The sequence below is a fragment of the Victivallis lenta genome (assembly GCF_009695545.1).
Taxonomy (GTDB): Bacteria; Verrucomicrobiota; Lentisphaeria; order Victivallales; family Victivallaceae; genus Victivallis; species Victivallis lenta.
In genome coordinates this window covers 117,171-142,438 of the sequence record NZ_VUNS01000002.1, presented here as the reverse complement: position 1 = coordinate 142,438, position 25,268 = coordinate 117,171, and the positions used below count along the sequence as shown (strand labels likewise).

General features: G+C 64.0%; 24 protein-coding genes and 1 tRNA gene. 17 read left to right on the top strand and 8 right to left on the bottom strand.

Features of this window, described 5'->3' with window-relative positions; genetic code table 11:
* Nucleotides 1–19: 19 nt before the first annotated feature.
* From FYJ85_RS02605 to FYJ85_RS02590, 4 genes are all read right to left on the bottom strand, one after another.
* A complete protein-coding gene (locus FYJ85_RS02605; RefSeq protein WP_106054950.1) occupies nt 20–421 on the bottom strand; it encodes a secondary thiamine-phosphate synthase enzyme YjbQ in 402 nt (133 codons plus the stop codon).
* Between the two features lie 48 nt (nt 422–469).
* Complete coding sequence (locus FYJ85_RS02600; protein WP_154416902.1) at nt 470–1,105, bottom strand: hypothetical protein; 636 nt, start codon at nt 1,103–1,105, stop codon at nt 470–472.
* Between the two features lie 97 nt (nt 1,106–1,202).
* On the bottom strand, nt 1,203–3,269 hold the full coding sequence (locus FYJ85_RS02595; RefSeq protein WP_154416901.1) for a pyruvate formate lyase family protein: 2,067 nt from the start codon (nt 3,267–3,269) through the stop codon (nt 1,203–1,205).
* A gap of 43 nt (nt 3,270–3,312) precedes the next feature.
* Nucleotides 3,313–3,798, bottom strand: a complete 486-nt coding sequence (locus FYJ85_RS02590; RefSeq protein ID WP_106054953.1) for a peptide chain release factor family protein — start codon at nt 3,796–3,798, stop codon at nt 3,313–3,315.
* 118 nt (nt 3,799–3,916) lie between these two features.
* Here FYJ85_RS02590 and purD point away from each other — a divergent pair, with 118 nt between their 5' ends.
* The 6 genes from purD (at nt 3,917) to FYJ85_RS02560 (ending at nt 8,952) form a co-directional block, all read left to right on the top strand.
* Complete coding sequence (purD, locus tag FYJ85_RS02585; protein WP_106054954.1) at nt 3,917–5,200, top strand: phosphoribosylamine--glycine ligase; 1,284 nt, start codon at nt 3,917–3,919, stop codon at nt 5,198–5,200.
* 20 nt (nt 5,201–5,220) lie between these two features.
* Complete coding sequence (locus FYJ85_RS02580; RefSeq protein WP_106054955.1) at nt 5,221–5,673, top strand: hypothetical protein; 453 nt, start codon at nt 5,221–5,223, stop codon at nt 5,671–5,673.
* A 45-nt stretch (nt 5,674–5,718) separates the two neighbouring features.
* Entirely contained in the window at nt 5,719–7,095 is a 1,377-nt protein-coding gene (locus FYJ85_RS02575) for a PhoH family protein (RefSeq protein ID WP_106054956.1), read from the top strand.
* Nucleotides 7,067–7,366 carry a hypothetical protein gene (locus FYJ85_RS02570; RefSeq protein ID WP_154416900.1) on the top strand — a complete coding sequence of 100 codons (300 nt, stop codon included), beginning with the start codon at nt 7,067–7,069 and terminating at the stop codon, nt 7,364–7,366. Before FYJ85_RS02575 ends, FYJ85_RS02570 begins: the two co-directional genes overlap by 29 nt.
* A gap of 73 nt (nt 7,367–7,439) precedes the next feature.
* Nucleotides 7,440–8,669, top strand: a complete 1,230-nt coding sequence (trpB, locus tag FYJ85_RS02565; protein ID WP_106054958.1) for a tryptophan synthase subunit beta — start codon at nt 7,440–7,442, stop codon at nt 8,667–8,669.
* Nucleotides 8,659–8,952 carry a DUF1805 domain-containing protein gene (locus tag FYJ85_RS02560; RefSeq protein ID WP_154416899.1) on the top strand — a complete coding sequence of 98 codons (294 nt, stop codon included), beginning with the start codon at nt 8,659–8,661 and terminating at the stop codon, nt 8,950–8,952. Before trpB ends, FYJ85_RS02560 begins: the two co-directional genes overlap by 11 nt.
* Before the next feature lie 3 nt (nt 8,953–8,955).
* Here FYJ85_RS02560 and FYJ85_RS02555 read toward each other — a convergent pair whose 3' ends face one another.
* Entirely contained in the window at nt 8,956–10,047 is a 1,092-nt protein-coding gene (locus FYJ85_RS02555; protein WP_106054960.1) for a sialidase family protein, read from the bottom strand.
* Between the two features lie 120 nt (nt 10,048–10,167).
* A complete protein-coding gene (locus FYJ85_RS02550) occupies nt 10,168–11,136 on the bottom strand; it encodes a LacI family DNA-binding transcriptional regulator (RefSeq protein WP_154416898.1) in 969 nt (322 codons plus the stop codon).
* Nucleotides 11,137–11,311: 175 nt separating this feature from the next.
* Between FYJ85_RS02550 and FYJ85_RS02545 the strand changes: the two genes are divergently transcribed.
* Genes FYJ85_RS02545 through FYJ85_RS02510 form a run of 8 tightly spaced genes read left to right on the top strand, consistent with a single transcriptional unit; the run spans nt 11,312 to nt 19,252 of the window.
* Nucleotides 11,312–12,310, top strand: coding sequence for a zinc-dependent alcohol dehydrogenase (locus FYJ85_RS02545; RefSeq protein ID WP_158704248.1), 999 nt, complete (start codon nt 11,312–11,314; stop codon nt 12,308–12,310).
* A complete protein-coding gene (locus FYJ85_RS02540) occupies nt 12,307–13,353 on the top strand; it encodes a Gfo/Idh/MocA family protein (RefSeq protein WP_154416897.1) in 1,047 nt (348 codons plus the stop codon). The genes FYJ85_RS02545 and FYJ85_RS02540 overlap by 4 nt, the downstream gene beginning before the upstream one ends.
* Nucleotides 13,334–14,110 (top strand): SDR family NAD(P)-dependent oxidoreductase, encoded by a 777-nt coding sequence (locus FYJ85_RS02535; RefSeq protein ID WP_177995518.1) that lies wholly within the window; start codon nt 13,334–13,336, stop codon nt 14,108–14,110. Before FYJ85_RS02540 ends, FYJ85_RS02535 begins: the two co-directional genes overlap by 20 nt.
* A 20-nt stretch (nt 14,111–14,130) precedes the next feature.
* Complete coding sequence (locus tag FYJ85_RS02530; protein ID WP_106054965.1) at nt 14,131–15,126, top strand: NAD-dependent epimerase/dehydratase family protein; 996 nt, start codon at nt 14,131–14,133, stop codon at nt 15,124–15,126.
* 15 nt (nt 15,127–15,141) lie between these two features.
* Nucleotides 15,142–16,269, top strand: a complete 1,128-nt coding sequence (locus FYJ85_RS02525; protein ID WP_154416895.1) for a Gfo/Idh/MocA family protein — start codon at nt 15,142–15,144, stop codon at nt 16,267–16,269.
* Nucleotides 16,270–16,274: 5 nt separating this feature from the next.
* On the top strand, nt 16,275–17,231 hold the full coding sequence (locus FYJ85_RS02520) for an NAD(P)H-quinone oxidoreductase (RefSeq protein WP_106055791.1): 957 nt from the start codon (nt 16,275–16,277) through the stop codon (nt 17,229–17,231).
* 1 nt (nt 17,232) lies between these two features.
* A complete protein-coding gene (locus tag FYJ85_RS02515) occupies nt 17,233–18,003 on the top strand; it encodes an amidohydrolase family protein (RefSeq protein WP_154416894.1) in 771 nt (256 codons plus the stop codon).
* 10 nt (nt 18,004–18,013) lie between these two features.
* Nucleotides 18,014–19,252, top strand: coding sequence for an MFS transporter (locus FYJ85_RS02510; protein WP_235903094.1), 1,239 nt, complete (start codon nt 18,014–18,016; stop codon nt 19,250–19,252).
* A gap of 47 nt (nt 19,253–19,299) precedes the next feature.
* Here the strand turns inward: FYJ85_RS02510 and FYJ85_RS02505 are convergent.
* Nucleotides 19,300–19,375 (bottom strand) — tRNA-Ile (locus tag FYJ85_RS02505).
* 144 nt (nt 19,376–19,519) lie between these two features.
* Between FYJ85_RS02505 and cls the strand changes: the two genes are divergently transcribed.
* Nucleotides 19,520–21,016 (top strand): cardiolipin synthase, encoded by a 1,497-nt coding sequence (cls, locus tag FYJ85_RS02500; RefSeq protein WP_158704249.1) that lies wholly within the window; start codon nt 19,520–19,522, stop codon nt 21,014–21,016.
* Nucleotides 21,017–21,022: 6 nt separating this feature from the next.
* On the opposite strand, the gene FYJ85_RS02495 is transcribed toward cls, so the two are convergent.
* A complete protein-coding gene (locus FYJ85_RS02495) occupies nt 21,023–23,026 on the bottom strand; it encodes a tetratricopeptide repeat protein (RefSeq protein WP_206212936.1) in 2,004 nt (667 codons plus the stop codon).
* 149 nt (nt 23,027–23,175) lie between these two features.
* Here FYJ85_RS02495 and FYJ85_RS02490 point away from each other — a divergent pair, with 149 nt between their 5' ends.
* Entirely contained in the window at nt 23,176–24,036 is an 861-nt protein-coding gene (locus FYJ85_RS02490; protein ID WP_106054971.1) for an exosortase/archaeosortase family protein, read from the top strand.
* A complete protein-coding gene (locus FYJ85_RS02485) occupies nt 24,033–25,133 on the top strand; it encodes a hypothetical protein (protein WP_154416891.1) in 1,101 nt (366 codons plus the stop codon). The genes FYJ85_RS02490 and FYJ85_RS02485 overlap by 4 nt, the downstream gene beginning before the upstream one ends.
* Nucleotides 25,134–25,268: the final 135 nt, after the last annotated feature.

The window sequence follows — 25,268 nt, the reverse complement described above, 5'->3', positions numbered from 1 at the left end:
GGGTTGCGGGAAACGGCATTTACCTTGCCGCTTCGACGAAAGTGACCACGACCCGGCGGGTGCGCGGCCCGTCGAATTCACACAGGTAGATGCCCTGCCAGGTGCCGAGATGCAGCCTGCCGTTCCGCACCGGAACCGTGACGGAAAAGCCCATGAGCGACGATTTCAGGTGGGCGGCGCTGTTTCCTTCGGCGTGACGGTAATAACTTTCGTGCTGCGGCACGAGCGCGTCGAGTTTGGCCAGCAGGTCGTGCTGCACGTCCGGATCGGCGTTTTCGTTGACCGTCAGCGCGGCCGTGGTGTGGAGGGAGTGGACCGAACAGAGCCCCGAACCCAGATCCGGCGGGACCAGTGCGGCAATCCGGCGGGTGATATCGACCAGCTCGCAGCATTCGCGCGTGACAACGGTGATTTCAGGCATCAGACATCCTTTCTTCCTGTAAATGAAATTTTTCTCCGGTATCGCGGGTCACTCCTCCGCCGGGACGGCCGCCTCCTGAACCTTCTGCATGGTCCGGTAGAGAACATGTCCGGTTTGAGGTTTGAGCGTCCGGAGCTGCGAGAAGTCGAAGGCCGCACAGCTTCGCGCCGCCAGAGAAAGCCCGAGCAGCTCGTTCATGACCGCCCGGTCCATGCCGATGCGCTCGAACTCCTTCCGCATGACGGGGGGAATCTCGTCGATGCTGCGGATGCGGCTGAACACGGTCAGAATCATCCTGGCCGCGTCGATGTTGATCCCGGTTTCGGCAACTTCACGGGCCGCTTCGTTCAGAATGACCGGCGGCGGCGCGGAACGCCCGGCCGGGGACGGCGCGGCGGCCTGCCGCGGCGGAACGGAAAAGTTCGGGGAGTCCGCCGGCTGTCCGACTTTCGGAACCGGACGGGTCGTCGTGTCGCGGCGCGGTTTGCCGACATGGGCTTTTACCGGTGCGTTGGTCACATTCGGCATCGGCGGCAGAACCGGGTGCTTCGCATCCGGCATGGGCGGATTATGGTATTCGCCCGACCGCAGGACCCGGCGTGAAACGGAGAGCATCAGCAGAACGATGAACATCAGCAGCACCAGAAACATCGCGATGCCAAGCAGTAAAAGCCACTGCGCCATATTCATTCTCTCCTTTTCCTGACAAAGTTGCGGTCATACGGCCATAAGATATTGCGGACCGGCTGGAAAAGCAAGACCGGAACGCAAAAAAGCCTGATTATCCCGCCTCCGCCCCCTGAATCGAACGGGCGATGACCATGTCCTGCCAGGCCGTTTCGAGCGTCGCAAAGCGGGCCGACCAGCCCGAAATGCGGACGGCGAGATTCGGATAGCGTTCCGGGTGCGCCTTCGCATCGACCAGCATCTCGCGGCTGACCGCATCGACCTGAAGATAGTATCCGCCGAGTCCGATAAAGCTTTTCAGCAGCCCTTCGAGCATCGCGACTCCGGACGGGGACGCAAGCGCGGCCGCGTCGAACCGCAAATCGAGCGGGCAGCCGTTCGGAATCTGCGTGAAGTCGTTCCGGCAGCAGGATTTGACGACGGCGCCGGGCCCGTTGCGGTCGGTGCCGGGAGACGGAGCGAGGTTGCCGGACAAATAATCGTGCGCACGCCTGCCGAACGGCGTGGCCAGCCGGGAGGGCGCAAATTCGACTTCGCGCCCGAAGGTGCTGATTCCGGCCGGATGCAGCAGGCCGTCCCGCTCCCGGAACTCCGCGGCGGCGGCGGCAAAACCGGAGACCACCCGCGCCAGCATCGCGTCGGCCGCTTCGTCGTCGTTTCCGTACCAGACGGCGCAGCGTTCGAACATCCGGCGCAGCCGCTCGTCCCCGCCGAAATCCCGCAGCAGGATGCCGCGCAGTTCGTTGAGCGTGCAGCACTCGTCCTCATAGACCAGCTTGCGGACGGCGGTGAATGAGTTCGCCACATCCGGCAGCCCGCCCGCGTGCAGCGCAACGACATTGTACTTCGCTCCGCGCCGGTTGTACGGCCGCCCGGAACGGATGCAGGAAGGCATCAGCAGCGACAGCAGCGGCGTCGGCGCGGTCCGGTCCGGGGCGTTGAAACTGCCGGAGCAGCCTGCGCAAACCTGTTCGAGCCGCCGCCTGAGCGCGGCGGAATAGGCCGCGAACAGCGATTCGAAGTCCGGATAATTGCAGTCGGCGAAAAACACGTCCTGCCAGACCTGAAGCGCATCGAACGGACAGTAGCTGAAGGCGGTTTCGCCCGGAATCAGCGTCTCCCAGCAGCCGTCGTTCGTAAAATCACACGCCTCTTTTTCGGGATAGCCGAACTTCACGAGGGCGGCGATGACGACCTCTTCATTGTAGATCGAGACGATTCCTCCGCCGCGGCTCTGAAGCTCGGCGACCCGGCGCAGCAGCGGCGGCGGGCTCTTCCGCGACAGCCGGACGCCGAGCGGAAAATCGCTGATGTGAAGCTCTTCGACGATGTCGAAAATCAGCATGGTGACCCGGTTGCAGACTTCGCGCCCGTCGCGGCCGGTTCCGGCCAGGATCACATTCTGATAGAACTGCGCGTCGCCGCCGGCGACCCGGCGGCCCGTGATCCACTCGGTGCCCTTGATCCAGAAGCAGGCCAGAATTTCGCGGGCTTCTCCGAGGTCGAGCCGCCCGGCTTCGAGATCGGCATCGAGAAAGGGCCCGAGCAATTCGTCAATCCGCCCGAGACCGGACCAGTTCCCGGCGAGACGCTGAAAGGTCCAGAACAGCCAGAGCGACTGGACCGCTTCGAAAAAATCGCGCGGCGGGCGCTCCGGCACCTGCGTGAGCGCGGCGGCGATCCGCGGAAAAAACGGCGACTCCTCGAGACGCTCCGCCAGCTCCGCCCGGTAGCGCTCCACCCAGAGCCGCATCGCCCCGATGCACGCCGCAAGCTCGTCATAAAAAGGTGCTCCCTCCGGATTGGCGCGCCGCCCGGCGGCGATATCGGCCTCGAGTCCGGCGAGGCCGCCCGTCACCGCGTGCCGGAAATCCGCCGTCACATGGCTGACCGACGGCCGGTCGGTGCCGGGGAAGCGGTGAAAGGTCGCCTCCAGCCAGCGCGCCGCTCCGGCCAGCCGTTCGTCGGGAGAGAGCGCCGTCTCCGCCTCCGCCGCCAGCCGCCGCAGCTGAACCGGACACGGTTCGTCTCCGGCAGCCTGCGGCGCGGACCGGAGCGTCGAACCGATCTCCCCGGACAGATAACGGGCGGCGAGTTCACGGGTCGCGGCCGAAAGCCGACGCGGCGTCCGGTCGCCCAGCGGGTTGAAGGAATGCAGCATCCGGGACCTCCTGATTTACCTTTTATCCACTTGTCCGCCGCCGTCACGGACGGCGCAGCGGCGGCAGCTCCAGCCGCGTCCGTTCGGCATTCGCAAACTGCCAGAGCGCCGGGTCGCGGGCCAGTTTCTTCACCAGGGAACTCGGCGTGCAGCCGATTTTCGCGGCGACGGCTTTGAGCTCCCACTTCTCCTCCGCCGCCACGTCGAGAATATGGGCGAGCCAGAGCGGATATCCGGCGTGTCCGAGCGCGCATTCGAAACGTTCCGGGGGCTGCGCGGGAGTTTCGCGTTCGCCGAAGGCGACGGCGATCCGGAGCTTGGCGAGCGCGGCGGCGCGGTTCCGGTGCTGGCTGCGCTCGGTGCAGTCGGCGGCGGTGTAGGCGGTTCCGGCCAGGCGGACCCGTGCGGCGCTGGAGGTTTTGTTCCGTTTCTGGCCGCCGTTGCCGGTTCCCTTGAAAAATTCGAGTTCGCAGAGCCGGGAGAGCTCCGCATCGTCCATTTTCAAGATTTCGTCGCGATTTTCCAACATGTTTACTTTAACTTTCCGAAATTTGCGCTATTGTTATAGTAATATCAAAACAAGCGGATTGCAAGCGTTTTTTCCGCGGAAAACTCCGGAAGCGCGCAATCCCCGGCATGGAGAAGAAATGAAAGTACTGGTGATCGGTTCGGGCGGGCGCGAGCACGCGCTCGTCTGGCAGCTCAAACAGAGTCCCGAAGTCGAAAAGATCTACTGCGCGCCCGGCAACGCCGGCATCGCGGCGGACGCCGAATGCGTGGCAATCAGGGTGAATGAACTCGAAAAGCTCGCGGATTTCGCGGAGAAGAACGGCATCGACCTCACTGTGGTCGGCCCCGAAGCGCCGCTCTGCGACGGCGTCGCGGACGTGTTCCGCGCCCGGAACCTGGCGGTGTTCGGCCCGGACAAGGCGGCCGCGCAGCTCGAGGGGAGCAAGGATTTCGCCAAGGCGTTCATGCTGAAATACGGCATTCCGACCGCGAAAGCGGCTGCCTTCGATCATGAGGAAGCCGCCGCCGCCTACATCCGGCAGGAGTTCGCGGCCGGGGAAAAGGGAATCGTCGTCAAAGCCGACGGCCTCGCCGCCGGCAAAGGGGTCTTCGTCGCGGACAATGCGGAGGAGGCGCTCGCCTTCCTGCACGACTGCTTCGACGGCGCCTTCGGCTCAGCCGGAGCGAAGGTGCTGATCGAGGAGTGCCTGTACGGCGAAGAGGCGTCGATCCTCGCGCTCTGCGACGGCAAGACGATCGTGCCGCTGGTCTCGTCGCAGGACCACAAGCGCGTCGGCGACGGCGACACCGGGCTCAATACCGGCGGCATGGGCGCTTATTCCCCCGCCCCGGTGGTGGATGACGGCGTCTGGCGGCAGGTTCACGATGAAATCCTGACGCCGTTCCTGAAGGGCGTCCAGGCTGAAAAACTCGATTTCCGCGGCGTGATCTTCGTCGGCATCATGGTCTGCGGCGGCAAGCCGAAGGTGCTTGAATTCAACGTCCGTTTCGGCGACCCCGAAATCCAGCCCGTGCTGCGCCGCTTCGACGGCGACTGGTTCGACGTGCTCGACAAGGTCGCGCACGGCCGCCTTGCCGAAGCGGAGCTGGTCTGGTCCGATGATCCGGCCGTTTCGGTGGTGCTCGCCTCGGGCGGGTATCCCGGCGACTACGAAAAAGGGTTCGAAATCCGGGGGCTCGAAGAGGCCGCCGCGACCGGGGCTGTCGTCTTCCATGCCGGAACCGCCTTCAAAGACGGCAAAATCGTGAACGCCGGCGGCCGGGTCCTCGGCGTCTCCGCCCGCGGCAAAACCATCGCCGAAGCGATCGACAAAGCGTATCAGGCGGTGGACAAAATTTCATTCAAGGGCGGCTTCTGCCGCCGGGACATCGGCGCCAAGGCGCTGAAATACAGCAAGTAACCAAAGGAGTTCTTTCATCGATGAAACACGTTTTCGCATGGGTTTCCGGCGGCTGTGCCGCCTTGCTGATGCTCGCCGGGTGCACCTCGGTTGAATCGACGCAGAAATTCAACGGCCTCGGGCTTTCGGACCGGGCGGACAAGGCGGTCTGCCACACCTCGGTCGAAATTCCGTGCTACACCTTCTGGGGGCTCCCGATCATCGGCGGCAGCGCGGCCGGGTCGGGGAAAGTCGCGATTTTCCAGAACAACGCGGATGTCGAAAGCGTCATGCACCTGCTGACGCAGGAGATCCGCTCGAAGAACGGCGCGCGCGTCATCAACGCGCAGACCTTCGCCTACGAGCAGCCGGCTTTGCTCGGCCTGTTCACGAAGCGGACCATGCAGGCTTCCGGCACGGGTGTGCGCACCCGCAGCGAAGCGGTGAGCCGGGCCGGGCAGCAGTTCGACCAGGAGCCGCAGCCGATGTATTGACGAACAGCGCCGGCCGCAACGGCGCATGGCGGAAGGAGGGCTCATATGACAGTGAAAGCCTTTGTGCTGGATACCAATGTTCTGCTGCACAGCGCGCAGAGCATCGAATCGTTCCACGACAACGACGTCGTCATTCCGATGGCGGTGGTCGAGGAGCTCGATAAGTTCAAGAAAAATTCCGACGAGCTCGGACGCAACGCCCGGCAGGTCATCCGCCGGCTCGACAAGCTGCGCCAGGCGGCGGGCAAGCCGGGGCAGCTCCGCAGAGGAGTGCCGCTGTCGGCCGTCTCGGCGAGCGCGACCGGGCGGCTCTTCGTGCTGAGCGCGGCCGAACTCGGCAACGGCGAGATGGATTCGAAGATCCGGGAGGTATTCCGGCTCGACCTCGGCGGCGATTCGCCGGACAACCGGATTCTGAAGGTCGCTTTCGGGCTTCAGGAGCAGGGCCGCCGGGTCGTCTTTATCAGCAAGGACATCAACCTGCGGCTCAAAGCCGATGCGATCGGGCTCAAAGTCATGGACTTCGAGCGCGGCAAAGTCGATGAACGCGCGCTCTACACCGGCTTTCAGGAGGGGCATCTGAATGCGGCCGAACTCGATGCGCTCTACAAAGGCCACGGCATTCCGAACGGAAACCGTTCGCTGCTGGTCAATGAATTCATGGTGATCACCGCCGAGGGGAACTCGAAACAGAGCGCGCTCACCCGGCTCCATGCCGACGACAAGCTCGAGGTCATCGATTCGAACCGGACCAACCGGGTCTGGAACGTGGCGCCGCGCAACAAGGAGCAGCGCATGGCGCTCGATTTGCTGCTCGACCCCGAAATCCGGCTCGTCACCCTGGTCGGCGGCGCCGGCACCGGCAAAACGCTGCTGGCGCTGGCCGCGGCGATGCAGCTCGTGCTGAATGAGAGCGCATTCGAGCGGATTCTCGTGTCGCGCCCGATCATTCCGCTCGGCAACGACATCGGTTACCTGCCCGGCGACAAGGGCGCGAAGCTCGCGAGCTGGATGCAGCCGATCTTCGACAATCTCGACTTCCTGCTCGGCGGTGAGGCGGAGCGCAAGGCGAAAAGCTCGTCGCGTTATTCGGTCGAAGGGCTGATGAACAGCGGCAAGCTTGAGCTCGAAGCGCTGACCTATATCCGCGGCCGCAGCATTCCGCGCCAGTTCGTGATCGTCGACGAAGCGCAGAACCTGACGCCGCACGAGGTCAAAACCATCATCAGCCGTTCCGGCGAAGATACGAAGATGGTCCTGACCGGAGACCCCCACCAGATCGACAATCCGTACCTGGACGCATCAAGCAACGGGCTCAGCTACACCGTCGACCGCATGAAGGGGCAGCCTCTTTTCGGTCACGTCACGCTGGCCCGGAGCGAGCGCAGCGAGCTTGCTGCGCTCGCGGCGGCTTTGCTCTGATTTCCCGCCCCGGCCGCGGGAGTCGCCGGGGAGCCGGAGGAGGGCGGCCTGCTTCCGCCGGCTCCCGGAATTCCGTGAACGGGGCAGGGGAGTCAGCAGTCTCACTTCCGGCATCACCGATTACGGGCCGGTCGTCGCGGAGTTTCTGGAACTCGGCGTCCCGCCGGCGATGGAGCATGAGGACGGAAACGACGCGGCTTCCGGAGCCGGCGGCGACCTCGCGGAGCTGCTGCGGCTCATTGCAAATAATCGGGGAATCGAAAGCGTCTGAGATTGCATTTTCGTCTCTGAAATGGTATTGTACCGGAATTACGTCAATACCGGTTATTTTGGAGAAGGATGTTATGGATTACTCACGTTATTTTCGCGATTACCCGACGCCGGACGGCCGCTTCGGTCCCTACGGCGGCTGTTATCTGCCCCCCGAACTCGAACAGGCGTTCCGGGAGATCAATGCGGCCTACCAGTCGATCGCGCGGTCGGCTTACTTCATCAACGAGCTGCGCCGGATCCGGCGCGAGTTTCAGGGGCGGCCGACGCCGGTCTACCATTGCGACCGGCTGTCGCGCAAGATCGGCAACTGCCAGATCTACCTCAAACGCGAGGACCTGAACCACACCGGAGCCCACAAGCTCAATCACTGTATGGGCGAGGGGCTGCTGGCGAAGGTCATGGGCAAGAAGCGGCTCATCGCCGAGACCGGGGCCGGGCAGCACGGCGTCGCGCTTGCGACGGCGGCGGCCTATTTCGGGCTCGAATGTGAAATCCATATGGGGGAAGTCGATATCGCCAAGCAGGCGCCGAACGTGACCCGCATGAAGATTCTCGGCGCGAAGATCGTTCCGGTCAGCTTCGGGCTCAAAACGCTGAAGGAGGCGGTCGATTCCGCTTTCGAATCGTATGCGCGGAATTACAAGGACTCCATCTACTGCATCGGCTCCGCCCTCGGGCCGCACCCGTTCCCGCTCATGGTCCGCGATTTCCAGTACTGCATCGGCGAAGAGTCGCGCGAGCAGTTCAAGACGATGACCGGGCAGCTGCCGGATGCGATCTGCGCCTGCGTCGGCGGCGGCAGCAATTCGGCCGGTTCGTTCGCGGCCTTCCTGAACGATCCGGTCGACATCTACGGTGTCGAACCGATGGGCAAAAGCTCGAACCTCGGCGACCACGCCGCGACGCTGACTTACGGAACTCCCGGCAATATGCACGGCTTCGACAGCTATGTGCTGAAGACGGATTCCGGCGATCCCGCCCCGGTCTATTCGATCGCGTCCGGGCTCGATTATCCGTCGGTCGGGCCCGAGCACGCGTTCTGGAAGGATCTCGGGCGGGTCAACTATGTGAGCTGCACCGATGAAGAGGCCGTCGATGCGTTTTTCAAGCTGTCGCGTTACGAAGGCATCATTCCGGCGCTCGAAAGCTCGCACGCGATCGCCTACGCGATGAAGTGGGCCAAAACGCATCCGTACGGGTCGATTCTCGCCACTTGCTCCGGCCGCGGCGACAAGGATGTCGACTATGTGATCGAGCATTACGGCTACGGCGAAGATCACAGGTTCGAAGATGACAAGTGAACTCCTTGAGGTCGGCGGCGTCCCCTTCTCCGGCGCGAAGCTGGAGACGGAACACGCCTCGATTCTGCTCATCCGCGGAAAGAAGGCCCACCTCGGCTGCGGCTACTTTTCGCTCGCGCCGGCCGACAGGCTCGGCGACCGTTTTGCGATCGTGACCGGCGTGAAATGCTTTGCCGACATGCTTCAGGCGCGCGTCGCGGCGGTCAGCGCCGCAGCCGCCGCCTGCGGTGTGGCGGAGGGCATGACCGGCCGTGATGCGCTGCTCCTCATGGAGCGGGCGTGACGTTCATGCGCCGCCGGGCTCGGAGCGGTATTCGAGGCGGGCGAGCGTGAGCGTCTGCAGCACGCCGCTGGTTCCGCCGCCTGAACAGTAGCCGAGCAGGAGGGCGTCTCCGGTAAAATGCATGGCCGTGTAGCAGTAGCCGTGGTCGGGGGCGTTTTCGAGTTCGATATGCCCGTGCCAGCTCTTTCCGCCGTCGCTGCTGCGGGCAAGCACGAGCGGCGTCCGGTTCCAGCTCTCGGGCGTGCGCGGGATCTTCCGTTCCGGGCTGAGATCGTCCCAGACGGCGAAGAGTTCGCCGGTGGACGGATTGCGCTTCATCGAGAGCGGCGCGGCGGGCGACGGAAACGCTTCGTTCCGGACCGGGTCGCTCCAGTGCTCGCCTCCGTCCTCTGAGCGTGCGGTGTACTGGGCGCCGTCGCCGGTGCGGAAACAGGCAAAAATCCGGCCGTCGGCGAGTTCGACGGCGCCGGGCTCCTGAAAACCGGTGTCGAGCTGCCGCGGCGGGAGAATCCACTCCGGCAGCTCCCGCCAGCTTGCTCCGCCGTCGTCGGATGCGTAGAAGAGCACGATGCCGCGCGCTCCCGGTTCGACCCGCCCCTGCGCGTTCCGGCAATAGCGGTGAAATGCGGCCGGCAGGAGCAGCCTGCCGCTTGAGAGCTGGATCAGCCGGTCGTTGTTGACCACGAAATAGCCGGGCAGCCCGATGATGTCGGCCGGGGCGCTCCAGCTCTCGCCCTCGTCGGACGAGGTACGCAGATACGGGCGGCAGTCGCAGGCGTCGCCGCCGCTTTTGCGCAGGTAGACGAGCGCGATCCGGCCGTCGGCGAGCCGGAGCAGCGAGACGCTCATGACGTTCCTTCCCTCATTCGGCACGATGATCCGCTCGTCCGGCAGGTAGCTTCGACCGCCGTCGGTGCTGATCCGGGCGGCGAGTTCGGCCGGGGCATGGTCGTCCCAGGATTCTCCGTAATAGCGGGTGTAGACGAAGAGAATCCGGCCGTCCCGCAGCGTGACGAAGCCGCCTTCGGAGTTGCGCGGGTTTCCGGGTTTCGGGGGCAGTTGCAGGACGCGGCGGAGGGTGAAGGCTGGTTTCATGATCTGTCATCTCCTGTTCTGGTGGTTCCGGGAAGAATATAGCATGCCGCGCCCTGTTCCGCCGGGGGAAAAGGCTGTAATTTCCGAAATTGCGGCATGTATCTTCCCCGCCGCCCGCGATCACGGGACGGAATGGCGCCCGCCGACGCTGTCGCGTTCGATGAGGCGGTACGGGATGACGGTCCGCTGCGGGAACGGGTTGCCGCGGAGCCGTGAGTCGAGGGCGTCGGCGACGGCGGCGGCCTGGGCGGCGTAGTCCTGCGTGATCGTGGTCTGCGGCGGAATCGCATAGCGGGAATACATCGTGCGTTCCGAGGCGACGAGCGAAATGTCGTCCGGAATGCGCCGGTTGTAGAGCGACAGCGCATAGGCCGCGAGGATTCCGGCATCCCCGCCGGGACAGAAAAGGCCGTCGATGCCGTACTTCAGGAGCCTGCCGACCTCTTCGACGTAGGACTCGGTGAGGGCGAAGCGCACGAGCCGGCCCGAAACCGGCAGCCCGCAGCGGCGGAGCGCGGAGAGCGCGGCTTCCCGCCGCAGTTCCGCGTTGCCGATTCCGGGTTTTCCGTAAATGATGATGCCGACCCTGCGGCAGCCGTGTTCGGCGAGGCAGCCGACCCCGAGTGCCATGGCCTGGTTTTCGTCGGAGCGGACCGAGTAGATCTCGCCGGGGCCGGCCGGGGCGTCGCGGTCGACGACGATGAGCGGGGCGGCGAAACGCTCCTCCCAGTTTCCGAACTCCTCCGCGTCGATGCCGATCGAAACCGCGCCGCAGAAGCGGATGCGCTCGAGCTGCCCGAGATTGTCCTGCGGCAGCATCTCGATGCGGTAGCCGCGCGCGGAAAGCGCGAGCGCCAGCTCGGAAATCACCATTTCGACGTAGCTGCGGATCGGGTAGATCTCGTGGTACGGACTGACGATGACGACGTTCTGCTGCTTCGAGGAGAGGCGCGGATGGTAGCCGTACTTCCGCGCGACCGCGAAAACCTGTTCGCGCACCTCCTCGCGGATGTTCGGATGGTTGGCGAATACGCGCGACACAGTCGCCGGCGAGACGCCGGCCTCCCTCGCAATCTCCTGAATTTTCATGAAAAGCTCTCCCGGTTGATTCATTTTCAATATACACCGGAATCAGTTGAAAACAAAATTTATTTTCATCCTGTTTTGCATGAATGAACCGGGCCGTGCTCTTGTTTTCGGGCGGAGCCGGGGTATAATTAAAGACAAACAAGGGCGGATTTCAACCGGAAACACGGAGGGAAGAATGACCGGGAAACGAATCGTCTGGCCGCGGGCCGGGGAGGCGGAGCTTCAGGAATTCGAAGTTTCGCCGCCGGGGCGCGGAGAGGTGCTGATCGGAATGGAGTATTCCGTATTGAGTGCGGGAACCGAGCGTGCCTGCCTGATTGCGAAACCGAATACGCCGCAGACATTTCCGCAGTATCCCGGCTATTGCGGCATCGGGCGCGTCGTCGCTGCCGGCGGGGACGTGGAGACGGTACGGGTCGGAGAGCGCGTGCTGGCGGACCATGCCGGGCATTGCAGTTTGTTCGTGAAACCTGCCGCCGGGCTGACCGTCGTCGATCCGGCGGCCGATCCGCTCGAGGCGGCGTTCACAGTCATTGCCGCGATGTCCCTGCAGGGGGTCCGCAAGGCGCGAATCGAGCTCGGCGAGGCGGTTCTGGTCGAAGGGCTGGGGCTGCTCGGAATCTTTGCCGTCGAACTGGCGAAGCTCGACGGAGCGCTTACGGTGATCGCAACCGACTTCGAGGAAAAGCGACGCGGCCTTGCGCTCGCGCTCGGCGCGGATCTGGTGTTTTCGCCGGACGACCCGGAGCTGGCGGAGAAGGTGAAAGCCGCGACCGGCGGGCGCGGGGCGGATGCGGTCATCGAAGTGACCGGTTCCGCACACGCTTTGAACCAGGCGCTCGAATGCGCCTCGTTCCGCGGGCGGGTCGTGCTGCTCGGCTGCACCCGGATTTCAGACGAGCCGGTCGATTTCTACCGCGATGTGCACAGGCCCGGAATCTCAATCGTCGGCGCGCACAACTTCGTGCGCCCGAAGGAGGACTCCTCGCCGGGATACTGGACGTACCGCGACGATTTCCGCACGCTGCTCGGGCTGGCCGCCGCAAAGCGGTTTCGCGCCAGGCCGGTCATTTCGGAGATCGTCCGCCCGGAGGAGGCTCCGGCGGTTTACCGCAGACTGGCCGAATGCGCGCATCCGCCGCTCGGCATCGTATTTGACTGGAGGAAGTTATGATGGAACGGATCAGAATCGGACAGATCGGCATCGGGCACAACCACGGTTCGGAGAAGATGAACACGCTGCGCCGCCTCTCCGACCTCTTCGAAGTGGTCGGCGTGGTGGAGGATGACCCGCAGTGGCGGCGGAGGCGCGGCGACTGGGAGTGCTACCGGGGGATTCCGTGGATGAGCGAAGAGGAGCTGTTCCGGGTTCCGGGGCTGCAGGCGGTCGCGGTCGAGACCGACGGCTTCGGGCTTGTTCCGGCGGCGCGGCGCTGTGCGGAGCATAATCTGCACATCCACATGGACAAGCCCGGCGGTGAGTCGCTCGGCGCGTTCCGGGAGCTGCTCGATGAATTCGAGCGGAGGAAGCTCTGCATCCAGCTCGGCTACATGTACCGGAACAACCCTGCGATCCGCTTCTGCCGCGACGCGGTGCGCAAAGGCTGGCTCGGCGAAATTTTCGAAATCCACGCCGTGATGAGCCGCTACGACGGCGGCGACGAGGACTATCGCCGCTGGCTGTCGAATTTCCGGGGCGGCGCGATGTACATCTTCGGCGGCCACCTGATCGATATTGTGATTTCGATGCTCGGCCGGCCGGACCGGGTTACGCCGTTCCAGCGCAAGACCCGGGACGACGCGCTGTTCGACAATGGTTTTGCGGTGCTGGAGTATCCGCGCTGCACGGCTTCGATCCGCACGAGCGTGGCCGAGGTGGACGGCATGAAGCACCGGCGGCTCATCGTCTGCGGGACGAAGGGCACGGCGGAAATTTGTCCTCTCGAGCACCCGTCCGACCGTTACGACCGCGACCCGCTGCATGTGCGGCTCACATTGCTTGAACCGTGCGGCGATTTTCCGGCCGGGACGCACATCGTCGATGCCGGCGTGATGCCGGGACGGTATACGGAGCAGCTGGCCGAGTTCGCGCGGATCGTGCGCGGCGAGATCGCCAATCCGTATCCGTACGGACATGAATTTCTGGTTCAGGAGGCGCTGCTGGCGGCGTCCGGATACGAACGGCAGGAGAAGAATCATGACGATGAAGCGGTTTGAGGGACGGAGCGTGATCGTGACCGGCGCGGCGGGCGCCATCGGACGGGCGATCGCAAAACGGTTTGCGGCGGAAGGCGCGGCGGTCTGCGTCTCCGATCTGAAGGCGGAAGGCGCCGAAGCCGTCGCGGAAGAGATCCGGCTGATGGACGGAAACGCATTCGGCTGCGGAGTCGATGTGACGCAAACCGCCGATGTCGCCGCAATGGCGGAACGGGTTCTCGCGGAGTGCGGAAAGATCGACATTCTCGTCAATAACGCGGGCGGCAGCGCCGGGCTGTTCGGCAGGCTGAGCCGGTTCCGGGATGCCGGCGAGGAGGTGTGGAGCCGGGTGCTCGATCTGAATCTGCACGGCACGCTGCGCTGTATTCGCGCTGTGCTGAATCCCATGATCGAACGCCGTTACGGGAGGATCGTCAGCATCGCGTCGATCGCGGCGGCGGTCGGGATTCTCGACCGGGTCGATTATTCTGCGGCAAAGGGAGGCATCGTTTCGCTCACGAAGGCGCTGGCGATGGAAGTCGGCGGATACGGCGTTACGGTCAACTCGGTTTCTCCGGGGGCGATCGCGCGCCGTCCGACGGATTCGATTCCGGGCGGAACCTATGTCGGACGCATGGGCACGCCGGAGGAGGTCGCTTCGCTCGTCGCGTTCCTCGCGTCGGAAGAGGCCGCGTTCATCACCGGCTGCGATTACATCATCGACGGCGGCCGCGTGCTCGGTCCGGCCCGGAGTATGGAAACCACACAGCATAACTGATATCGCAAAAGAGGTGCAGCATGAAAAAAGTTCTGGTTCTCGGCGCATCCGGGGCCATGGGGAGGTATCTTCTTCCGCATCTGGCGGAAAGGGGGTACCGGATCGACGGCGTCTCCCTCGACGGGGCGGGGGAGTCCCTTCCGAACGTGAATCACATCCGGGCGAATGCGAAGGAGAGGGCCGTCTACCGCAGACTGCTGGAAAACGGTTACGACGGAATCGTGGATTTCCTGACTTACGGCACCGGCGAACTCGCCTGGTATCTGCCGCAGGCGCTGGATCATACGGAGCATTACATCTTTCTCTCCAGCTGCCGGGTTTTCGACGACCGGGAGCATCCGGTCCGGGAAACCTCGCCGCGGCTGATCGATACGGCCGGGGACGAGCTTCTCCGCAATTCGGATGACTACTGCATCTACAAGGCGCGGGGTGAAAATATCCTGTACGCCTTTCCGCGCCGGAACTGGACGATCGTCCGCCCGGCCACGACCTATTCTCTGATGCGCTACCAGCTTGTGACGCTGGAAGCGGCGGATACGGTCGGTCGCGCGTTCGCCGGCAAAAAGGTCGTCGTTCCGGAACAGGCGCGGTACAGGCAGGCGACGATGAGCTGGGGCGGAGACGTCGCCCGGATGATCGCCGGACTCCTGTTCAACGAAAAAGCCCTCGGCGAAGCATTCAACGCCGCGACGGCGGAACACCGCTCCTGGGACGAGATCGCCGCCTGTTACAAGGACATCTGCGGGCTCGAAGCCGTCTGGGTCGACAAGGAGGATTACCTCCGCATCCTCAATCCGGACCCGTACGACATGGGACCGCGCTGGCAGCTCGAATACGCGCGGCTTTTCACCCGTGTCACGGACAACTCCAAAATCCTGGCCGTGCTCGGGATGAGGCAGAGCGAGCTGACCCCGCTTTACGACGGGCTCAGGAAAGAGATCTCCCGCTGCCCGAAGGATACCGTCTGGCCGGTTAACGCCGCCATGGATGAATACCTTGCGGCCATGAAAAGGTAACGAAAGGGAACTGCCATGAACCGCTCCTGGAAAATCGGCATCCTGCACGATACGGCCCGTCCCGGCCGCGGCGGCCACGGGACGCACCTCGCGTTCAGGGGGCTCCCCGGCGTCGAGACGGTCGCCCTGGTCGATTCGAATTGCGGCGGCATCGAAAAGAAGCTCGCCGAAACCGGTGCGAAGCGCCACTATGCGGCGCTTGATGAAATGCTCGAATGCGAAAAGCCCGATGTCGTCGTCTGCGGTTCGCGCGTGCCGGAAGGACGGCTCGACGAACTTGAGCCCGTCATCCGGCGCGGCTGTCATATCCTCTGCGAGAAGCCGCTCGCGGCCACGCTGGAGGAGGCGGACCGGCTCATCGCGCTTGCGGACGAATACGGCGTGAAAATCGCGGTCGCCCACCTGGCGCGTCACGCGCAGGTGTTCCGCACCATGAAGGCGATGATCGAAGCCGGTGAAATCGGCCGGCCGCTGGCCTTCTACGGGCGCGGCAAGGAGGATGAACGCGGCGGCGGAGAGGACTTCGTCGTACTCGGCACGCATATTCTCGATATCGGCTGCTTTCTCTTCGGCGCGCCGGAGTATGTATTCGCGGACTTCACCTTCGGGGGACGCCCGCTGCGTTCCACGGACCGCTGTGCGACTTCGGAGCCGCTCGGTCCCGTCGCGGGAGACGAGCTCATGGCTTACTACCGTTTCCCGAACGGTGTGCGCGGATTTTTCGAAAGCCGGAAAAATCTCGCTTCCTGCGGGCTGCGCATGGGAGTGACCGTCGCCGGAACGGAGGGAATGCTGGCGGTCCGTTACGACGATAAACGCGAACTGCGGCTCTGCCGTTCGAGCCTGCCGCCGGAGGACGATACGCGGTTCGAGACGGTCGGGCTGCCGCCGGAACCGGAGATTCCCGGAGCGGAGCCGCTCGATCCGGCGAAGATCGGGTTCATGCCGTACTTTGCGGTGAACAACCGCCGCGCGGCGTGGGATCTCCTGCGGGCGGTGGAGGAGAACCGCGAGCCCGCCGCTTCGGCGCGCGACGCTCAGATGGTGCTCGAAATGATCCAGGGCGCGTACGCGTCGCAGCTCGCCGGAGGCCGCGCGATGGCGATTCCGCTCACGCAACGAAAACATCCGCTGGAGGCATGAAACAGATGTATGCAATGAAAGTCGATGAAAACAGGGCCATGCGCTGGACGGTAGTTCCAGACCCGGCTCCGGAGCCCGATGAAATCCTGCTCGAAATCCACGCCGCCGCTCTGAACCGCGCCGACCTGCTCCAGAGGGCCGGAAAATATCCGCCGCCGCCGGGATGGCCGGAGTGGATGGGGCTTGAGGTTGCGGGAACCGTCCTGGCCGCTCCCCGCGGCAGCCGGTGGAAAGCCGGAGACCGGGTTTGCGCGCTTCTCGGCGGAGGCGGATACGCGGAAAAGGCCGCCGTGCCGGAGGAGCTGGTCCTGCCTGTTCCCGAAGGGCTGTCGATGGCGGAGGCTGCCTCGCTGCCGGAGGCGTTCGCCACCTCTTACCTGAATCTTGTGATTGAAGCCGGGCTCAAGGCCGGGGAGACCGTCTTGATCCAGGCGGGCGCGAGCGGTCTCGGCATCGCGGCGATCCAGCTTGCGAAGGCGTTCGGCGCCAAGGTGGTGACCACGGTCGGTTCGGAGGAAAAAGCCCGGGTGGTCCGTTCGCTCGGGGCGGATGTCGTCGTCAACCGCAGAACGGACGACCTCGGCGGAATTCTTGACGAAAATCCGGTCGATGCGGTGCTGGACTGCGTCGGCGGTGCCGCTCTCGGCAGACATATCGAAAAGCTTGCTCCCGGCGGCCGCTGGGTTCTGATTGCGACGCTCGGCGGCGAATTTGCGGAAATCAGTTTGCGCCCGATCCTGAAGCGCGGACTTCGGCTGATCGGCAGTACGCTGCGCAGCCGCCCGCCGGAGATGAAGGCGCGGATATTGCGCGAGCTGGGCGAGCGGCTCTGGCCGAAATTCGCATCGAAGGAGCTCCGCCCCGTGATTCACGCCGTGATGCCGGTCCGGCGTGCCGAAGAGGCGCACGCGATCCTCGAGCGGAACGAAAATATCGGCAAGGTTGTGCTGGAGATCCGTTGAAATGCCGATCGACGCGCATGTGCACCTGCCGTATCCGCGCGATTTCGGCAGGCATTGTTCGGAGGCGCTCTTCCGCGATGTTTCCGAAGCAGTCAAGCTTGCGCGGGGCGCGGGCGTGACCGGAATGGTTTTCAACACCTGGCTCGGCGTCTTCTGCGACACGGCGGAGGAGGTCGACGCCGCGAACCGCGACGCGCTTGAACTTTACGACACGATGCCGGAGTATCTCTACCCCGGCGCCGTCATCCATCCGCGCGCGGTCGAAACGTCGCTCGCGTGGCTGGACCGCTTCCGGGAACGCGGCCTCGTGTGGGTCGGCGAACTTGTGCCGTACCGCTGCGGGATCGACTTCGACCGTCCGGAGTGGACGCCCCTTTTCGAACGCTGCCGCGACAACGGGCAGATTGTGCAGCTGCACAACTCCGCCGGTGTCGTTGCGCTTGCGGAACGGATGTCGGAGCTGAACATCGTCTGTGCGCACATCACGGCCGAATGGCTCGCGCCGCTTGCCGCGCTTCCGAACGTCCGGCTTGATCTGAGCGGAGCGAACGGCGGCCTGCGGCTCGGTTCGATGGAGTCCGCGCTTGCGGCATTCGGGCCGGAGCGGCTGCTCTGGGCGACCGATTACACGGCGTTCGACCCGGCCTGCTTCGTGATCCGGCTGGAACGCGCGGTTCCGGACCCCGTCATGCGCCGGAAGATCGGCTCCGGAAATTTGCTGCGGCTTCTCGCCTCCGCCGGGAGCGTTCCCGCATTCGGGGGCGGGCGGTGACGTGAAACCGATGTTTCTCCGCTGCCGGCTCCGGCTCATCCTGTTCGGAAGCGCGCTCTACTTTTTCGCGAACATCCAGCGCGTTGCGATTCCGGGGGCGATCTTCGACCGGCTGCAGGAGGAGCTGCATCTCTCGGCCCCCGGCGTCACGGCGCTGGGGTCGAGTTTCATGTACGTTTACGCGCTGAACCAGCTTGTGATCGGGCTCTTCGTGAACCGGTACGGCGGCAGGCGGGTCATGCTGCCGGGGGCGCTGCTGTTCTGCCTCGGGTCGCTGCTTTTCCCGTTGTCGGACGGAGCGTGGCTTTATTTCAGCCGCGCGCTGACCGGCTTCGGGGCGAGTTCGATCTATTTGTCGCTCATCGACGAGACGATCAGGAGCTTCCGGAAGAACCGCACGGTCGCGGTTTCGCTGGTCATCATGACCGGCTATGCGGGCGGAGTCGCGGCGAATGCGCCGTTCGTCGCCGGCGTCCGGGCGATCGGCTGGCGGCTGATGCTGGAGGCCGTCGCCGCCGCGACGGTTCTCTTCTATCTGCTGTTCGCGGCCGCCTCGTTCGCCCGGAAGCCGCCTCCGGTGCGGCGCGGCGTCCCGCTCGATTTCTCCGGCTTTTCCGGCGTGCTGGGGAACGGCCACAATCGGGCGCTTTTCGCCTTCAGCGGCGTGAATTTCGGACTTTACTACTGCATCCAGACGGTGATCGGCAAGAAGTTCCTCGAGGACTTCTGCGGATTTTCATCGCCGGATGCGGCATGGGTCCTGTCGCTGATGGGGGCGATTTCGGCGGTTTCCGGCGTTCTCTTTGCGGTGCTGAGCCGCCTGGCGGGAAACCGGCGGCGCATTTTCTGCCGTGCCGCCGGAACGGTCTGCATTGCGGTTTTCGGTTCGATTGCGCTTCTCGTCTTTTCCGGAATCCGCAGCGGCTGGATCGCAGTGCTGTTCTGCCTGCTCGCCTTTACGGGGAGCATGTCGTCGATCGCAATTCCGCTGCTGTACGAAACGAATCCGCGCGACCATGCCGGTCCGGCGGTCTGCTTCATGAATTTCTGCTTCTATCTCGCGGTCGCGCTCTTCGGGAACGCGGTCGGGCTGCTGCTGAATGTCTGCAGGCCGGAGGCTGCCGCCGGAGCGCTCGTCTATCCGCGCGGCTCCTATCTTGCGGTGTTCGCGCTGCTGTTTCTCTGCTCGATCGCGGTTTTCGCCTGTTCGCTGAAGATGCGCGAGACGATGGGCAGGCAGATGTCGTGAACGGGACCTCCTGCCGCCGCTCAGCCCGGGGAATCGGGGAAAAGAAGTGGTGGATCCGGCCGGATTTGAACCGACGACCAAGAGATTATGAGTCACCTGCTCTGACCGCTGAGCTACGGATCCACGTGAAGCTCCATACTATAGTTCCGGTTCGGCGCCTTCGCAAGCCGCGGACGGCGCATTTTTGAGAAATTCGGAATCCGCATTGCATTTTCCCGTTTCGGAGATATGGTATATTCAGCTCGCAACCGTGGGAGGAGGAGAATCATGGATTACGGCGAAGGACATTACAACTGGCTGGTTTACGGCGGTTTTCTGCTGCTGCACATCGGTATTTCCCTGCATATTCTGCTGACCAAGCGCGAGCAGCCGAACGAAGCGCTTTTCTGGCTGCTGCTCGTCGCGCTGTTTCCGGTCGGCGGCATTGTGTGCTATCTGCTGTTCGGCATTGTGCGTCTCGAGCACGCCCAAAAGAAAGTGCTCGAACTCCAGACCCGCATGAAGAAGGACCCCGGAAAATATTTCGGGCCCGAACTCGCCGCGCTGCAGGACGCGCTGAAGAAATTCGCGCCTCCGGCGGAGGTCGCGGACAACCCGCACAACCGCACGCTTGACCGGCTGTTCCCGGACTATCCGGCCCTCGACGGCAACAGCCTTGAAATGCTGCGCGACGGCGTCACCGCCTATCCGCGTATGCTTGAGGATATCGCCGGTGCGCGGCACTGCATCCGCATGCAGTCCTATATCCTGATGAGCGACGAAGTCGGCCGCGCTTTTATGAGCGCGCTGGAGGAGCGCGCCCGCGCCGGCGTCGATGTGAAGGTGATCTTCGACAGCCTCGGCAGCCTGAAATCCTACTTTTCGCACTATTTCCGCCGTCTGCTGCTCCGGAAGCAGGCGAACTTCAAAATTCGCTCCTTTTCCCCGTTCCACCTCGTGACGCCGTGGCATTTTCAGCTGCGGAACCACCGCAAGCTGCTCCTGATCGACGGCAGGATCGCCTATTCCGGCGGAATCAACATCTCCGACGGCAACGAGCACCTGACCCGGGTTCCGGCCAGCCGCCACATTCACGATCTGCATGCGCGCATCGAGGGGCCCGCAGTGGCGGAATTCGCCAAATCGTTTTTCATCGACTGGTCGTACACGACCCGGCGCAAATGGATCGACGGGGTCGGCCCGTGGGATTTTCCGCTGCCGGAGCGGCGCGGCCCCGCCGTCGTCCGCGTCCTGTCGAGCGGGCCGGGCGGCAATTACGAGGGGACCCGGCGGCTCTTTTTCGCCGCTGCGATGGCGGCGAAAAAATCGCTCTGGATCATGACGCCGTATTTCGTGCCGGGGGCGGAGTATATCGACCTGCTCTGCCTGACGGCCGCGCGCGGCGTCGACGTCAGGATCATCGTTCCGGCCGACAACGACCACTTCTTCGTCTCGTGGGCGGCGCAGAACTATTACTCGACCCTGCTCGAAGCCGGGGTGAAGATCTACAACAAGCAGGGGCTTTTCTCCCACATCAAGGCGCTTCTGGTGGATGAGGGCAGCTGGGGCTTCATGGGGTCGAGCAACTGCGACAGCCGGAGCTTCCGGCTCAACTTCGAGCTGGATTTCTGTTACGAGGCCGGTCCGTTCGTCGAGAAGATGCACCGGCAGTTTCTGGATGAACTCGCCCATTCGACCCCGGTCACGCTCGAGGAGGTGCGCCGGAAATCGTTTGCCCGGCAGCTCGGCGAAAACATTTTCGCCCTGTTCACGCCGATTCTGTGATTCCGGTCAGGGGCGGTTCTCCTGCCCGCGTCTTTTCAGGCACTGTCTGGCGGCTTCGGAGTCCGGCGCGAGGCGCGCGGCGCTCCGGGCGAGCGACAGCGCCTCCTGCTTTTTCCCGAGCGCGGCTTTGACTTCGGAGAGGTTCAGCAGCACCGGCAGCGACTGCGGATTGTCTTCGAGAAGCCGTCCGTACAGAGCTTCCGCCTCGGTATCCCGCCCGGCCAGAGCGGAGAGATAGGCGCGCCGGTAGTCGACGGCCGGGGAAGGCGGCAGTTTTTCGAGGGCGGCCAGCGCGTCGAGATAGTGTTTCCGGGCTTCGTCCGGGCTGTTCCCCGCTTCGGCGGCCCTGGCCTGCTGGAACGCGGCGAGATGGCGGGCCCCGGGCGTGGCGGGCAGCGCGACGGCGAGAGCCGCGATTTCGCCGCCGCGTTTCCGGTCGATCAGGAAGGCGGCGTAGCTCTCGAACAGCACGGGGTTGCCGGGCGCCTGCCGCCAGGCAGCCGCGTACATCCTGTCGGCCTCATCCGGCTTTTGCTGCATGGCGAAGGCGCGCGCTTTGCCGAACTGCGCGGTCGGGCTGTCGGCCGGAAGCCGGTTGAAGCAGTCGAGCGCCGCGTCCGGCTTCCGCATGGCCAGCTGCGCATCGCCCATGGCCAGATTGGCCGCCGGGTGATCGGGATTCTCCTTCAGGAGCGCGGCCGCGCTGCGGAGTATTCCGGCGGGATCGCCGGCCGCCGCCGCGGTCTGAAGCCGGACTTCGAGCGCTGTCGTCCGCGCCGGCGAGGGCTGGTCGGAGACGGACAGAATCAGCTCCGCGCATTCAGCCGCTTCGGTTCCGGCGTCGCGGCGCGCCAGCTCCAGCAGGAGCGGAAAAAGTTCGCTGACGACCTGGCTGCGCGCCTCCGGCGTCGGTGTGAGCCTGAGCAGCGCATTGACGCTCTCCGGCAGCATGCCGACATCCTGCCGGGCGATCCGGCACTGCATGCGGATCGCCTGATAGAGCGGGCGGCCGGCGAAGGCCGCCGCCGCCGACAGGGATTTTTCCGCATCGGCGAACCGGCCTTCGAGCAGGGCGCGCATGGCTTCGATGTAGCTGAACGCTTCGGCTTCCGCGCGGTTGTTCGGCTGGCGGAGCAGCTGTTTCAGCCCGGCGGTGTTTTTTTCTCCGGCATACTGCTCGGCAAGTTCGACGCGGGCGGCGGTGAGGAGCGGGTTCGCCTGAACGGTCTCCTCAAGCTGAACCCGGTATTCGCGTTCTCTGCCGGTCCGGCGGTAGAACTGCGCGAGCAGGTAATCGCCGGTTTCCGGCACTTCGGCGGCGAGCAGGCGGAACGCTTTTTCGGCCTCGGCTTCGTTTCCGGCAGCAAACTGAACCGCTCCGGTCATGCCGAGCAGCCGGAGGCGCGCCGGAACCGGCAGCGCGCCGTCCGGAATCTTTGCAAATGAATGAAGAGCGGCTGCCGGATCGTTTCGTTTCAGCGCCAGAAATCCGCGCTGGTAGGCGATGCGTGCGGCCTCGTTCGGTTGTCCGGTTTTCAGGACGGCTTCGGCCGCTTCGGATTTTCCGTCGGCGATCAGCGCTTCCAGATAATAGAACAGGTCGTCGCCCGACAGCTTTTTCCGGTCGAAATCCTGCTTGAAGCTGTTCAGCAGCGTCCGGGCGTCGCCGACGGCGCTCAGCATTTCGGCGTACTTTGTCTTCAGCGCCGGGTCCTGCGGGTCGAGCCCCTTCGCCTGGCGGTAGCAGAAGAGCGCCGAGGAGTAGTTGCGCTCCGATTCGAAAATGGCGCCCAGCATGCGATAGGCCGCCGCGTTGGACGGGTCTTTTCCGACGACCGCGGCGAGCCGGGGCAGCGCGCTCCGGTAGTCTCCCTGTTCGAATGCGCCGGCAGCTTCGGCGAATTCTGCCGCGTCCCGCCTGCCGGCGACGGCGAGCCAGACGATGACGGCGAGGCAGAGTGCGGAGAGTGCGGTGACGGCGGCCGGCAGGAGAAACTTTGCTTTTTTCATGCGGTGTTGTTCCGGAGGTGGTGAAACTTGGTGTTTCCACATAATATACGCCGGTACATCCGCTCTTCAATCCCGGAAACGATTTTCTTTCATTATTTATTCATTCGTGGCGATTTACGGATTGCAAAAGGTGCCGGAGATGGTATGTTATGCTCCGATCCGTCGTGCAGCCGTTTCTCCTTTTCTTCAATCAAGAGGTCGTGATGGAGTCGTTTCCGCTGGTGAGAGAGCGTTTTTATCCGGCCTGGGTCATGGCGCTGGCCGCGGCTGCCGTGTTCGGCAGGCTGCTGCTCGACGGCGGGACGGCCGGGGCGTTCGTCCTCTGGCTGCTCGGCGTGCTGATGGGCTTTTCCGCCCTCCGCGAAGCGGTTCCGCGCCCGTTCCGGTACGATTCGGCTGCGGCGTGGAGTTTGCTGGCGCTCGGCGTCGCGGCGGCGTTTTATTCCCCGGCCGTGCCGGCTGTCTGGGCGTTGTGGCTGGGCGTCTGTGCATTGTGTGCCTATTCGGGCGGAATTTACATGCTGCTGCGCCTGGCTCTGCCGTCGTTTCTGCTGGTCGTCGTCGCTCCCTCCGCCGGATTTCTCTATCTGCTGCTGAGCTTTCCGCTGAGCCGCCTTTGCACGGTTCTGACGGTTGGGATGCTGCGGATTTCCGGCGTCGATTGCGGCTTCGAACAGGCGATCATCTTCATCGGCGGGAACCGGGTTGCGGTCACGTCGGCCTGCAGCGGCATCGAATTGCTGGAGGCCATGCTGCTGCTCGGCTGGCTGATCGTGCATTTCGAGCACCGGACGCTGCCGGTCCGCTTTGCGCACTTCCTGACGCTGCTGCCGATTGTCGTGCTGTCGAACACGTTGCGGCTGGTCCTGGTGATTTTGCTCTCGCTCGCCATCGGGAACCGGGCCTTCGAGGAACCGCTTCATACGATTTTCGGATACGGCGTCGTGATCTGTTCGGCGCTGCTCATGGTCGGCGTCGGCAGGTATTTCCGGCGATGGGAGCGAAAATGATGAAACGACGTTACCGGCTGCTGATTCCGGCAGTTGCGCCGCTGCTGCTGAAATCCGGGTATCTGCTGGAGGCCTGGCGCCATTCCCCGCTCGACCGTTGGGACTGGTGTTTCTTCCTGCTGGCGGGAATTCTGACCGCCGCGGGGTGGAAACGGATTCGCAACTGGGCCGGGCGCCCCGACTGGCGCGGTCTCTGGTTCCTGCTGCCGGCCGTCGCAGTCTGGGGAGCGGGCATCGTGAAACAGGTGAATGCGGTGCAGACGGGGGGCGCGCTGCTGATTCTCTTTTCGTCCCTCTTCGTGCTGGGAGGAGTCCGGCTGTTTTCCGGCATGCTGCCGATTCTGCTGATTGCGCTTGCCGGCTGCCCCTCCACGACTTACTGGAGTGAATATTATATCCGGATTTCGGCCGGGACGGCCCCGGTCGGCGGGTTGGCCTTCAAGTGCTGCGCCGCAGCGGCGCTGAGCGTCTATTTTCTGCTGGTCCGGCGGGTTTACCGGCTGCAGACGCTGCTGTTCGTGCTCGGCGTCCTGCTGTTGTTCGGCGTTCTCTACAGCCGGGAGAGCCGGGCCGGATACGGGCAGCCGCTGCTGATCGATCCGGAACGGACCGAGGTCGGCGGATATCTCGGTTTCCCGTCCGTGCTTTCCGAACAGGAGCAGCGTTTTTTCGAGGGGCACGCGGTGCGCCGGGCGGTCTACTACGGCAGCGTGGAGAATATCCGGCTTCTGGCGGTGGGCGTAACCGGGGACATTCATCGGATTCATCCGGCGGAACTCTGCTTGAAGAGCATGGATTGCGATGTGCTTTCGTCCCGTGAGAAGATTCTGAATCCGGGCGGGAGGCCGCTGGCGGTGCAGGAGATCGTCGCGCTCTTTCCGAACCGGGCGAAGGCGCTGATCTACGTCTGGTACAGCGGGCCGGAATGGTCGAGCGGAAATTTCCCGGCATTCCGCCGCAGCTGGAAACGGAGCGAGCGCTGGTTCGCGTATCAGCTTTCGACCCCGATGCCGGATTCCCGGGAGGCGGCTGAGGAGAGACTGCGGGATTTCCTCGTGAATACAGTCTTTTCGTCCGGTACGCGGCCGGAGAGATGACAGGTTCAATCGTGATGATTTCGGCAAATTATTTCGATCCGGGCTTGCTTTTTGTCTGCGGGTTCGGTATAATATTAATAATGATTTCCAAAAAATAAAGAAACAATAAGGGCGGGCATGGTGAAAAAGGCATGG